Source organism: Robertkochia solimangrovi, assembly GCF_007279655.1.
In the GTDB taxonomy this organism is placed as follows: domain Bacteria; phylum Bacteroidota; class Bacteroidia; order Flavobacteriales; family Flavobacteriaceae; genus Robertkochia; species Robertkochia solimangrovi.
This window is the reverse complement of sequence record NZ_QKWN01000006.1, coordinates 381558-394424: the sequence shown is the minus strand read 5'-3', so window position 1 is coordinate 394424 and position 12867 is coordinate 381558. Positions and strand designations below refer to the sequence as shown.

Annotated in this window: 13 protein-coding genes; 5 read left to right on the top strand and 8 right to left on the bottom strand. The window is 40.4% G+C overall.

All coding sequences use genetic code 11. The features are described from left to right. A complete protein-coding gene (locus DMZ48_RS09985) occupies positions 1–426 on the bottom strand; it encodes a hypothetical protein (protein WP_143954989.1) in 426 nt (141 codons plus the stop codon). 115 nt (positions 427–541) lie between these two features. Between DMZ48_RS09985 and DMZ48_RS09980 the strand changes: the two genes are divergently transcribed. From DMZ48_RS09980 to DMZ48_RS09970, 3 genes are all read left to right on the top strand, one after another. Further along, positions 542–991: an Lrp/AsnC family transcriptional regulator gene (locus tag DMZ48_RS09980; protein ID WP_143954988.1), complete on the top strand. Its 450-nt coding sequence runs from the start codon at positions 542–544 to the stop codon at positions 989–991. Positions 992–1162: 171 nt separating this feature from the next. Further along, positions 1163–2581 (top strand): alpha/beta hydrolase family protein, encoded by a 1419-nt coding sequence (locus DMZ48_RS09975; protein ID WP_143954987.1) that lies wholly within the window; start codon positions 1163–1165, stop codon positions 2579–2581. After that, a complete protein-coding gene (locus DMZ48_RS09970) occupies positions 2565–3305 on the top strand; it encodes a class I SAM-dependent methyltransferase (RefSeq protein ID WP_162558699.1) in 741 nt (246 codons plus the stop codon). Before DMZ48_RS09975 ends, DMZ48_RS09970 begins: the two co-directional genes overlap by 17 nt. A 3-nt stretch (positions 3306–3308) precedes the next feature. On the opposite strand, the gene DMZ48_RS09965 is transcribed toward DMZ48_RS09970, so the two are convergent. Continuing rightward, positions 3309–4505, bottom strand: coding sequence for an MFS transporter (locus DMZ48_RS09965; RefSeq protein ID WP_143954985.1), 1197 nt, complete (start codon positions 4503–4505; stop codon positions 3309–3311). A gap of 237 nt (positions 4506–4742) precedes the next feature. Between DMZ48_RS09965 and DMZ48_RS09960 the strand changes: the two genes are divergently transcribed. Beyond that, positions 4743–5417 (top strand): DUF1684 domain-containing protein, encoded by a 675-nt coding sequence (locus DMZ48_RS09960; RefSeq protein WP_143954984.1) that lies wholly within the window; start codon positions 4743–4745, stop codon positions 5415–5417. Between the two features lie 115 nt (positions 5418–5532). Here the strand turns inward: DMZ48_RS09960 and DMZ48_RS09955 are convergent, their stop codons facing one another. The 5 genes from DMZ48_RS09955 to DMZ48_RS09935 all read right to left on the bottom strand — a co-directional run bounded on the left by DMZ48_RS09955 (position 5533) and on the right by DMZ48_RS09935 (position 10274). Further along, entirely contained in the window at positions 5533–6594 is a 1062-nt protein-coding gene (locus tag DMZ48_RS09955) for a porin (protein ID WP_143954983.1), read from the bottom strand. A 183-nt stretch (positions 6595–6777) separates the two neighbouring features. Then, positions 6778–7995, bottom strand: coding sequence for an ammonium transporter (locus DMZ48_RS09950; RefSeq protein ID WP_143954982.1), 1218 nt, complete (start codon positions 7993–7995; stop codon positions 6778–6780). A 33-nt stretch (positions 7996–8028) separates the two neighbouring features. Further along, positions 8029–8367 (bottom strand): P-II family nitrogen regulator, encoded by a 339-nt coding sequence (locus tag DMZ48_RS09945; RefSeq protein ID WP_143954981.1) that lies wholly within the window; start codon positions 8365–8367, stop codon positions 8029–8031. A gap of 383 nt (positions 8368–8750) precedes the next feature. Beyond that, entirely contained in the window at positions 8751–9122 is a 372-nt protein-coding gene (gene crcB, locus DMZ48_RS09940; protein ID WP_143954980.1) for a fluoride efflux transporter CrcB, read from the bottom strand. A gap of 114 nt (positions 9123–9236) precedes the next feature. Then, positions 9237–10274, bottom strand: coding sequence for an SRPBCC family protein (locus tag DMZ48_RS09935; protein WP_143954979.1), 1038 nt, complete (start codon positions 10272–10274; stop codon positions 9237–9239). A 988-nt stretch (positions 10275–11262) separates the two neighbouring features. On the opposite strand from DMZ48_RS09935, the gene DMZ48_RS09925 reads away from it, so the two are divergent. Continuing rightward, positions 11263–11649 (top strand): pyrophosphohydrolase domain-containing protein, encoded by a 387-nt coding sequence (locus DMZ48_RS09925; protein WP_143954977.1) that lies wholly within the window; start codon positions 11263–11265, stop codon positions 11647–11649. A 51-nt stretch (positions 11650–11700) separates the two neighbouring features. Here DMZ48_RS09925 and DMZ48_RS09920 read toward each other — a convergent pair whose 3' ends face one another. Continuing rightward, positions 11701–12768 (bottom strand): branched-chain amino acid aminotransferase, encoded by a 1068-nt coding sequence (locus DMZ48_RS09920; protein WP_143954976.1) that lies wholly within the window; start codon positions 12766–12768, stop codon positions 11701–11703. Positions 12769–12867: the final 99 nt, after the last annotated feature.

The window sequence follows — 12867 nt, the reverse complement described above, 5'->3', positions numbered from 1 at the left end:
TTAATTTTTATAGCAAACCCGTGTGGCCCATTGGCGTTGCATTCTACGGAATTTTTTGATCTCAAAACGCAGTAGGCGGATAAATTCCTTTCCGTTGTGGCTTCGGTTTTCAAGATGGTCACAATGTTGTAAAAGATTGATGGTAGCATTTCGAATCGCTCGTACGGAGTTCAATCGGATTGTCAGGTCCGGTGAACTTTCAGCCATTGCAATCTTCGGAGCTAGTCCAAGTGAAGCCATTACCAAATGATCAGAGTGTAGGTCAGAAGGATTTTCCGACTTGTGTAATTGGAGTATATTCTTATCACCACTGATGTAATTTACCACCTGTCTGCTGAGCTTAAATATCTCTATAGCTTTTTGATACACAGGAGATTGTGTGGTGTCAGAAGCCCCAAATTGATATGGTCGCTTGTACTTTTTCATCTATTGCATTTTACTATCAAATTTACGTTCCTTTTATTAATTTTGTCTTTAAATATTAAAGTTAATCAACGAATTAACTTTAATTTCGTAAATTTTGGATTCCTAAAACCGAAGAATGAAAATAGATTCGATTAACTGGCAAATTCTCGGATTACTGCAGTCCAATGCGAGGATGACGAATGCAGAAATTGGAAGGAATGTGGGACTCTCATCTCCAGCGGTTGCTGAACGTATAAAAAAGATGGAGGATCTCGGAATTATCAATGGATACCGTGCAGAATTAGATTTCGGATCTATGGGGTATCAATTGAAGGCGATCATCACGTTACGTGCATTCATGGGTAAATTAAAACCCTTCCTGCAGAAGGTTGTTCAATTGGATGAGGTATTGAACTGCTATCGTATTACAGGGAATGAGAATATCATTATGGAAGTGGTGCTGGCTGATCAATATCATCTTGAAGAATTCATCGATCAGCTTATTACTTATGGGGAAACACGTACCCATATTGTGTTGTCTAATGTGGTTGAGAACAGTCCCATTCGCAGAAAGATCAAGGGATGAACAAATTATAAGAAATCAAGTGGGTTATGGCTTGATTTTTGAATGTTATCACGATAATTCACTTATGTTATTTGAATGGGTAATGTCGATTCTGATGATACCTTTTGCCGGAAAGTTGGTGAATTATCCATATTTTTAACTTAGAAAAGATCTACGCAACACTATCCGTCAATGAAAAAAATAAGTTTCCTTTTTTTCCTACTCTCTGTTTTCGTACAAGCGCAACTGCCCGATATTAAACCCGGGGAACTCACCGACTCCGTCAGAGTTACCACTATGGAAAATGACACTTATGCGATTTATTTGCCACCGGAATATAGTTATGGTGATACCGCTAAGAAATGGCCTGTGCTCTATGTGTTCGATCCATCGGGTAAGGGAGCCGATGCAGTAAGGAGATTTATTCCCGGAGCCGAAGCCTATGGTTTTATAGTTATCGGTTCCAATGATATCCGTAATGGTCCTTACCAGGTCAATTTCAATAAGGTCCGTCATATTTTCGATGATACTGAGCAACGGTTTTTTATCGATCCCCAAAAGATTTATCTGGCTGGATTTTCAGGAGGTGCACGGTTAGCTACCGCCATCGCTGTTATTTCTGATAAAGTTAAAGGCGTTATTGCAAATAGCGCTTCCTTTGCAGGAAGCACTGCCTATACCCCTTCAACGTACAAATTTATATACGTAGGACTGACCGGTGATGAAGATTTCAATTATATGGAAATGCATTCTTCAGATGTGTATCTGCAAAAAGTTGGATTCAATAGCACTCTTCTGGTTTTTGATGGAGGTCATGAATGGGCTCCTGAAAATTACTTGACAAAGGCCTTGCGTACGATGGTGTTACGTTCTTTGAATATGAATATTTTAAAACCTTCCAACTATGATATCGCTATGCTTTATCAGGAGGATATGCATTTTGATAAGGATCTCGAAAATGCGAACAGATTCTTGTGGACCTATGATGATCTGGAGCAGTTACTGAGGGATTATGATAATTTGAGGGACACCGACGAGTTAAAAGACCGGCAAAAAGAAATCAAACGAAGCAAGATTTATAAAGCGCAGCGGAATTCTTATCGCGATCTTAATGAGCGTGCCTATATGGAAGAATATGCCGCTTATCTGCCATTAGATATTCGATCAGGAGATCTTGAGGCTCTTGGATATTGGGAGAATGAATTGAAGACCTTTGAATCTATTTATGGAGTAAGTAAGAAAACGGAAGAAATCAAAATGTATCGCAGGGTCACTTCTTACCTCAGAGTAGTTGCGGAGGAAAGTAGCGCTACTCTGAATCTGGCTGAACATGCCGACAGTATTCTATTTACCCAAATATTTTATACGCTTTTAGATAAGAAAGATTATGACGCCTACAAGAATATCCTGATTCTTGCAGTTTATAAAGGTGATTACGGTATGGCATGGTATTATCTGGAAGAAATGCTGAAAAACGGTTACCGAAATTCAGAGGAACTGAATTCCCTTAAAGGAATCGCTTTATTGCGAATTCAACCGGATTATAGTGAGATTCTTGCGGAATATGGGATGCCTTCTCTATATGAATCGACAGATGAAGAGCCTGAATAAAAATTTTTTTGATGCCGGTAAGGATTACAGGGATTTCAGGCCCATTCTGCCACCGGGAATAGCTGTAGAGCTCAGTCAGTTAGCGCCGGCCAATAATAGATGTCTCGATTGTGGTACCGGTAATGGTCAGTTCGCCGTGCAATTGGCAGCACATTTTAATCATGTGGATGCAATCGATGTAAGCCTTTCCCAATTAGAGGCAGCGGTAAAGAACGATAAGATTCATTATTTGGGAAGCAGGGCGGAAGAAACGCCTTTCGAAGCTGATGTATTTGACCTGGTGACCGCTGTTCAGGCATTTCACTGGTTCGATTCGGAACGATTCTTTAAGGAAGTCAAACGGATATTGAAACCTGATGGAATCCTTTTCCTCGGAGGCTATAGTTTAATTAAGGGGTCTGATAAATTTAATTCCCTGTTACAGGATCTCTATACGAATACGTTGGGCCCATTCTGGGATCCGGAGCGAAAAATTATAGAGGCTGAGTACCAAAATACTTCCTTTCCCTTCGAAGTGTTGCATTTGAATACCAGTTACACGATTCAGGCTTTATGGAGTCCTGATGAGCTACAGGGATATCTGCAAAGCTGGTCATCCGTACGAAAATATATAAACGAAAAAGGAGAGGATCCGATAGTGCCTTTTATGAAGGCGCTAAAGGACACAGATCCTCAAACCTATTCTTTTTCCGTTTTTTACAAAGTGGGGCGTCTAAAAAAATGATCGCTATCGGCGTAACATTTTTTTGAGTAAAAACAATAACAGACAACCCAGTAATCCCAATGCTGCAATGATATTCCAGGAAGTGGTAAATCCAAGGCCCTCTACCAGATGCATTCCTGAATTATGTCCGAATATGTGAGCTATACTGAAGGCGATACTGTAAAGCGCCATATATTCTCCCTGATTGCCGCCTTTTGCCCGGTTAAGTGCGAAGGCGTTGGAGAATGGAAACGTTAGCATTTCTCCAAAGGTCATGAGGATAATACCGATTAATAAAAGTCCTATCCAGCTTCCCATATTTAGAATCAGAAAGCTGAGAAGGGTAAGCGCACAGCCTATGATCAGATTGGTAAGAACCGACCATGGCTTTGATTCGAAATATTTGATAAGTGGCATCTCAAAAATAAAGATGAGAAATCCATTCAATCCCAGTAAAAGTCCGATCTGATATTCGCTTAGTGCATGAGCTTCTTTGTAGAAGACAGGCACTGATGAAAAATATTGCATGAACATGAAACCAAAGAGAACCATAGTCACGAGAAACAAGAGGTAGGGCTGATCTTTATAGGCTTTCCTGGTTGAATCAGCTTTAACTTCGTCGAGTACCCGTGCCTTCTTAGGGTTTAGAATTTGTAGCAGTAGCAATCCTGCCAGAAAACAGGTAACTCCGTCTACCCAGAAAAGTCCTGCATACCCGAGTCTTGTAATGATTAGTCCGCCCAGAGCGGGTCCCATTGAAAATCCGAGATTAATAGCAAGTCTTATCAGCGTTACCGACCGTGTTTTATTCTCCGGTTTACTGTAGGCGCTTAAGGCCACAAACACCGCCGGTCTGAACATGTCTGCAAGAGCCATGGTGACAAAGATACCCAGGGAGATTGTCCAGAAGCTATCCATTAATTGCAGAAAGACGAAAGCGATCCCGGAAAGCAGCAGGCTTGCTACCATGACCTTGTAATAGCCGATCTTATCGGTGATCTTTCCGCCTATCCAGGAGCCAAGTAGTGACCCACAACCGAAGGCAGTCATGATCCATCCGACATCTTTTAAAGAAAAATTCAGACTTTGGGTCAGGTATAATGACAAGAAGGGAATTACCATGGTGCCCGCACGATTGATCAGGGTGATCAATGACAGCCACCAGACTTCTCTGGAAAGACCGGCAAAGGAATTGATGTAACTCAGATAGATTTTTCTCATGAGTGCTGATAGTGTTTTGTGTTGATTATGGTTGAAAACAAAAAAACCCGACGATATACGTCGGGTTTTTAAAGTGTGGTTCTTATATTTCAGATCACAACATATCAAAGTCCCGACAATATTTGTCACGAAAGACCGGTTTAAGATATGTGGTGTTGCAAATCATTTTTTGTGTATCTGTTTGCACAAAGCTATGTAAAATATTAATAAGTAGTATTTTTGAAATCAAAAAATAAAATGAAAACATCTCAGTATCTGATGCTGGCCGGTATGGCAACACTTTGTATAGTATCCTGTAAAGATGAAAAGCGATACCACGAATCTTCTCAAAATCATAAAGAAGAGGTGATCTTTACGGACACCGTCCAAAAAGAGGATTTTATGTCATCCGTAAAGAGTTTCAGGGATGAACTTAATGCAGAATATGCAGATCCCGAACGATCACCTTTAACGCAAGATGATCTTGCAGCGTTTTCGGGTCTTGAATTCTTTCCGGCAGATAGTGCTTTCAGGGTTGTAGCAAAATTCACGCGTACACCAAACAATGAAACGATCTTATTGCCTACCACTACGGAAAGGGTGTCAGAGGAAGTGATCTATGGGGTGCTCGATTTCGAATTGCAGGGAAAGCCATTCCGTTTAAATCTGTATCAGAGTCTTAAGCTCATGCAGCAAGAAGAATATAAGGATTATTTATTTCTTCCTTTTTCAGATCAAACCAATGGCAAGGAGAGTTATGGAGGGGGGAGATATCTCGATATGAGAATTCCGGAAGGAGACACGATGGTGATCGACTTTAACAAGGCGTATAATCCTTATTGTGCTTATAATAAAAAATTTTCATGTCCTTTAGTTCCAAAAGAGAATACGCTTGATGTGGCGATTCCTGTGGGAGTGAAGAAGTTTCATTAAAAAAATAGCCTGGTGGAGCCACCACCAGGCCTTGTAACTCAATGAAAGCTACAACTTAGAACGAGTAAACGGCTAATCTTAATGCTTTCTCAGTTTTTAGTTGGGTTGGGTTAACTTAGAAAGAGTAAATAGCAGCCACCACGAAAGATGACAGGCTTCCGTTTGGTTCCAGATCCTTATTGAGGAAGATGTCCTCTGATCCGGTATCCAGTCGTAGCTCAGGCTTTATGATAAGATCACCTACGGTATAGCTTCCTGTAAGGGTTATATCAAAGACACTGGAGTCGCCTCCACCATCATATACTCCAAGTGCACCAACACCTCCTTCAAATTCTTTGAAATATTCAGCTCTTAATCCGATAGCAAAACTTTCGCTTGTAGTCAGCTGCGGATAGAGTGCGGCTCCGTAAAATCCGGATCCGTCAGTATCATTGTAGGTAGCGTTAAGTCCGAGGAAGAAACTGTCAGACAGATCAAATCCTCCGGTGTAGTCTATTTGAAATAATGCGTCATTGCTATTGGTTTGTTCTCCGTAAAGGAAATTAAGAAATTGTCCTTTATATCCAAGTTGCGCACCTGCGGTATAACTACCATCGATGTTGAATTCAGTTTCATCGGTACTGTTCATAACGGCGAGCATCAATGAGAAATCATCAGACAGTGCGAAATCAGCCTTAATACCCGTATGGGAGAAAGGCCCGTAGGAGAACATATAGGAAGTACTGTAATTGAAGTTAGCAACCGGAGAGATCACTTCATAACCGAGAAAGGTATTGAAGTTACCCATGGTCAGGGTTACACTCTCACTAACATTCCAGTACACATACAATTGATTAACGATATTATTGGAAGGAAGAGAACCGAAAACGGCTTCTTCACCACGTGGTCCGAAAACCAGGTCAGCTACGAAACCAACTTTCTCCCCTTCATAACTGGCAATGAAATTTGCCATACCCAGGGCAAAACCATTAAGGTTTGCAAATGAGGTGGCGGGAGCTATGGCGTCTTCACCAACAGGTCCCCCGATATTCGTGCGGAAATAGGCATCGACCGATCCGCTCAGTGTAAATTTCTTAGGAGTTTCTTCCTCTTCTTGTGCAAAAGTTTGTAAACTCACTAATGAAATTGCAACTAGGAATATATTTTTCACGAAATTTGTTTTTGTAATCGCTTTCATAATTTTAATTGATTAAATGGATTACGTTCTCGTGCCAATGAAAACGTGTCTCAAATATTAATTGAAAAGGTTGGATTGAGAGTGGGTTACCGAACGGAGCGTACCGCCAAATACCGCTCCGTTCTTTTTTACCCACCATAGTTTAAAAAACTATAAGTTGTTGTTCTAATTGAGTGTCTGTGATCAGTGCTGATTCAAACGGAAATCAGGATAAGCTGCACCATCGTGCTCATGGCTATCCAATCCGTCGATCTCTTCTTCCTTAGATACTCTTAGTCCAATTGTTTTCTTAAGTGTATACAATACGATGAAAGAGGTTACAAGGGCCCAGGCTCCAATTCCGGCTACGCCAACAGCCTGAATTCCGAGTTGAGTGAATCCACCTCCGTAAAGTAAACCTCCGTCGAGTGCAAATACTCCTACCAGAAGTGTTCCTAATGCCCCTACGACACCGTGTACTGAAATCGCTCCTACAGGATCATCAATTTTAAGTTTCTTATCGATGAATTCGATAGAGAAGATCACTGTTAATCCGGAAAGAACTCCGATGATCGCAGCACCTGCTGGACTTACAGCAGCACAACCTGCAGTAATTCCTACAAGACCTGCAAGTGCGCCGTTCAAAGTCATTGAGATCTCTGCTTTGCCGTATCTTATCCAGGTAGTGATCAATGCAGTAACAGCACCGGCTGCAGCAGCCAGATTTGTTGTGATAACGATACCTGCTACATTATAGGCGCTGTCTCCTGAGATCGCAAGTTCTGATCCAGGGTTGAATCCGAACCATCCCAGCCAAAGGATGAAAACTCCTAATGCTCCATACATCATATTGTGTCCCGGGATCGCATTTGATTTACCGTCTGTGTATTTTCCGATTCTTGGTCCTACCAGGAATGCGCCGACAAGTGCTGCCCATCCACCAACGGAGTGAACTACAGTTGAACCCGCGAAATCGATGAATCCTAAGGAAGTTAACCATCCGTCACCTTGCCATACCCAATGTCCTGAGATCGGATAAATAACCGAGGTCATGATCAATGAGAAAATCACATAGGTAGAGAACTTTGTGCGCTCTGCAACCGCACCGGATACGATCGTTGCTGCAGTCGCACAGAATACGGTCTGGAAGAAAAGGTTATGCATATCTTCTCTTACATTGTAAAATAATGATGGACTCCCAATAAAACTTGCGATAGAATCTCCGTACATGATCGTGTAACCAATCGCCCAGAAGGCAAGAGAACCTACAGCGAGATCCACCAGGTTCTTCATGATAATGTTGATTACGTTCTTCGATCTTGTAAATCCTGATTCTACGAGTGTGAATCCTGCCTGCATAAAGAAAACCAGTATACCGGCAACGATGATCCACATTATATCTAAAACTTCGTTTGCTTCCATAATAATAAATAGAGTAATTGATTAGTTGGTTGATTAGTTTAATGATTCTTTGCCTTTTTCTCTCGTTCTAATTCGATAGGCTTCATCCACCGGTGATACAAAAATTTTACCATCACCAACGTTACCTGTGTAAGCCGATTTTAATAAGGCTTCCAGTGTGCGATCTACGAATTCGTCATTTACGACGATCGATACATATCTTCTTTGGATGTCTGCGGTACTGTAGCTGACGCCACGATAAACATGGCCCTGCTTTTCATTCCCTACCCCCGTAACATCCCAGTAACTAAAAAAGTTAACTTCTACCTGATGAAGCGCATCACGCACTTCGTCAAATTTCGATTTACGAATAATAGCTTCAATTTTTTTCATATTTAATTGATTTGTTTACTTAAAACTATGTTAAAATTTAAACAGGTCAAAAAAAATAGGGGTGTGAAACTGAATTTTTATCAAATTGTTAAATATACCCCCCATTTAACACGGGGTTAATTTTTTTTTGATGATTATTTAAGGATATTTCACGTTAAAAAAAATAGGGTAGTGTATGAGTGAAAATAGCAAACCTTTGTAAACCCTTGATTTATAACGGTATTCGCGGGATTTGTTATATTTTTTTGTTAATTATCATAGTTACTCTATAGGAAATAGGAATATAATGGTGTTTTAAGGCATTTAAAGGGTATATCTGTTCCTTTATTTCGATGAAATTAAAAATTCACCTGGCCTGAAAATGTTAATTTTTAAATGCCTTGTTAGAAAAGTTTTGCAGATGAGGCTCCCACCAGAACTGCGGTTAATCCAATCGCAAAAGTGCTGATACTGTATACCAGAAAGTGCAGGTAGTCTCCGTTTTTGAGAAAAAGGAAGTTTTCGAGGGAAAACGTTGAAAATGTGGTGAATCCACCACAGAATCCGGTTGCTATTAAAAGTAATTGTCTGTGGGTAAGATGGTCTCCTTTGACAACCAATTCAAGGGTGAAGCCAATGATGAAGCATCCGATAATATTTGCGAGAAATGTACCAAGTGGAAAGCTTTCGAATAACGGATTGAGCCAGCGACCGATCAGATACCGCATTGCGCTTCCGACGCCACCTCCTATAAAGACCAAAAGTACTTGCTTCATTTTATGGGGATCAATTCAGAACAAATATAGAAAATCACATTATAAAAGGAATAAGATTTTCTATTCTGAGATCAAAAGCTGAAATCATGATGTCCGGAATGTATCAAATACGGATTATTCTGCAGTTACCGGAAGAATAGGAATGTATATCTCCGTAATCCAGTTAGCGGGGTTGGGAACCATCTCAGAGTCGTTGACATACTTTTCCATCGGACTTTTATTTTCATCTGCCGTAAAACCTGCTTCGGTGATCTTTTCGTAGGCGCGTTCCCAGGCTTCTTCCAGGTGATCATAATCTCCTTTTAATATGGTTTTGAAATACGGAGCAGGTTCAATGAAGCCACAAAGGATATCACTTCCCGCCGGGGTGATCATTTTTTCAGAGACAGGGATGCATGCGGAGAAAATGGCGGTTTTGTTTTCCGTATCCCATTTTTCATATAAGGTAAATGGCATCCCGGCTGAAGGAATGCCTTCCTGTTGCATGAAACTACTGATCTCTCCAAACATACGCTCCATATGCGATTCCAGTTCTGAATGTTTGGCTGCAGTGGTCTGATAGAGGTAGAAGCCACCTCCATATTCGGTTTTTCCCGGGTACTCGATACTATATCTACTCATCTCCGTTGTAACAACACTGTCAAGATTCATGAGTCCTTTCTCATAATCTTTCCCGATCACCTGATCCATACTTCCCTGAAAAGTCATGAATGCCTTTTCCATAAAGCTCAGTTTTCCCTTCATTCCCCAGGTGACATTGGTTCCTGTCGTTGCAGGGTCCAGATTCCAATATACTTCTGACGATGATTCATAGGGTTTGATAAAATGGATTTCCTGTAGCAGGGAGTCGTTTCCTGAGTATATAGTGTTCATGCTTCCTTCTCCAAGTACCTCTCCTTTCCAGTTGTAGGTAGCCCCTTCTCCTTTAGATGGATCCCCATAGGTGATCACTGCATCAGGTTCCTGAGATTGCCATGGAGACCATTTTGACCATTCCTTATAATCGTCTATGTAATCGTGAATTACTGCAACCGGGGCCTTGATGGTATGAGTTCTGGATACGTTGTAAGCATCCGGCTGTATAGCTACATAGATCGCAAAACCAATTAAGGCAATGAGAAATAGGAATATAAGATACTTGAAGATTTTCATTTGAGTTCAGTTAATTAGGTTAGCACTAATTTACAAATTTAACAGCACTTTGTAAGAAAAAAAATCGGGCTCTTAATTCCGTTTTCAGGAATCTGCTTAATTGAGAATGGATAATTGAGAATTGATAATTGAGAATTGATGTGGTATACTATAAACGGTGTTACCTGTTACGTTGTGTAGTTGTTATTTGTGAGCTTATAACGTGTAACCTTTTGACCATAAACTGTTTTCCGTCTTCTGACTTCTGTCACTTGTTACGTTGTCGCTTGTAACTTCTAAATTCGTGAAATGTATTCACAGCCAGACTATAAAAGCAAAATCGCCCATGGGGCGATCGATTTTAAAATTTCACTTCGTAAAATAATAATACACCGGATAAATTGGGGGACTTTTTAATATCCGGGACTTACAGGCTTGATGGGCAGATCTCTCAGATCGCCTCTTTGTAAACCACGTCGTAAACCGATTTTAAACCGGTTCTGATAATCGGACGATGGTCTTGGTAAGCCTTCTTCTGTTTTGGTAATTTGTTCACGCTGAAAATTAATAGAATGCCATTAACTATCAGTAAACTGAACAAAGTGGCTAAAAAAATCATCATTGCTTAAAGTTGCTTGCTTTGCTACAAAGGTAGGGCAAAATGAGTGAACAGCTTTAAATGTGTTGATGGTTTTTTGAAAAGAAGCGTGTTAAATCAAAATTTAATGATGAATGCGCAGTTATTTTAATAAAAGTTTAATAATAATTAAAGAAATTATAAAAATTATGAAACCGACTAAAACCCAAATACTGCCTTTATACGATTTATTATGAGTCTTTTTGTCCTTCTTATAGCTTAAAAAGATTACAAAAATGAAACTAATGGCGAAACAAATTGCAAATATCAACTGACCCTGACTCATCATATAATACTATTTTCCGCGAAAATAGTAAATTAACCACGGGTTTAGACCTCACCGTAATATAAAGTTGAAATAATCTGAATAGTATGAAAAAACAATTGGAAGGTGTTAAAGAATTTCATGAAGCTTTTGGCCTTGGAGTAAGTGAAAATCCTGTAGCACAACCCTCGGAATCCGTAATATCTTTAAGGTATAATCTTATGGATGAAGAAAATAAGGAATATCTGGAAGCAGCTCAGAATAATGACCTGGTGGAGGTAGCAGATGCTTTAGGGGATATGCTATATATTTTATGTGGTACAATCCTGGAGCATGGCATGCAACATTTGATCGAAGATGTATTTAATGTTATTCAGGAGAGTAATATGAGTAAACTTGGTCCTGATGGTAAGCCTATTTATCGGGAAGATGGGAAAGTATTGAAAGGGCCCGGTTATTTTAAACCGGATATCAGCTCAGTTTTGAAAAAATAATAATTAAAAAGGGGGCCGAAAGCCCCCTTTAGTATTCCTGATTGGTAGCAGTTATACTTTATAACGCCATCCGAATGGGTCTTCTGATTTGTTGTATTGTATGCCGATAATGGATTTTTTGATCTTTGAAGCGTAGCTGTCTTCCAAAACCGGAAGGTCGGTATCCTGACCTTTGTATCCGAAACTGGAAATTTCAGTAATCACAGCTGCGGTTCCGCTGCCAAAAATCTCTTTTAACATGCCATTTTTAGATGCCTCCAGAAGCTCACTTACTTTGATCGGGCGAACTTCTACAGTGATTCCGAGTTTCTCTGCGATGGCGATTACACTTTTCCGGGTAACCCCGTCGAGTATACGGTCGCTGGTCGGGCAGGTGATCAATTTATCTCCTATTCTGAAGAATACGTTCATGGTACCCGCTTCCTCCAGATATTCATGCGTATTGGCATCAGTCCAGATAACCTGTTGATATCCCTCTTCATTAGCCAGTCTGGTAGGATAGAACTGACCGGCATAATTACCGGCAGCTTTAGCAAATCCAAAACCTCCGCTTGCTGCTCTTGAATAATGGTCGGCTATCTTAACTTTTACCTTCCCTCCGTAATACGATTGTGCCGGAGAACAGATAATGATAAATTTATATTCACTCGATGGAGAAGCCATAACACCGCTTTCCGTCGCGATCACGAACGGACGAATATAGAGTGAATTTCCTTCACCTTTGCGAATCCATGCGGAATCCAGTTTTAATAAGGTGGTTAATCCCTCGTAGAAATAGTTTTCCGGGAATTCCGGAATCGCCAGTCGGGCAGAAGATTTGTTGATACGATGAAAGTTCTCATCCGGACGGAAAAGCCAAATCTGATCATCTTCGTCACGGTAAGCTTTCATACCTTCAAACACTGCCTGACCATAATGAAATACCCTTGCAGAAGGGTCCAGTGTCAGGGGTTGATATGCAACTATTTCAGGAGTTTGCCATGCGCCGTCCTTATAGTCACATACAAACATGTGATCTGTAAATACGCTTCCGAATTTAAGATTTTCGAAATCCACTTCACCGATCTTCGACTTAGCTGTCTTTTCGATTTTTAATTCACTGATAGTGTCCTTACTCATGGTTCGTATAATTTCCGCTAATTTAGCAATTATTACGGCAGGAATGGGGATTAAAACATAATTTTGAATTAATTTGTAGCTGTAAAAATCAAATGGATG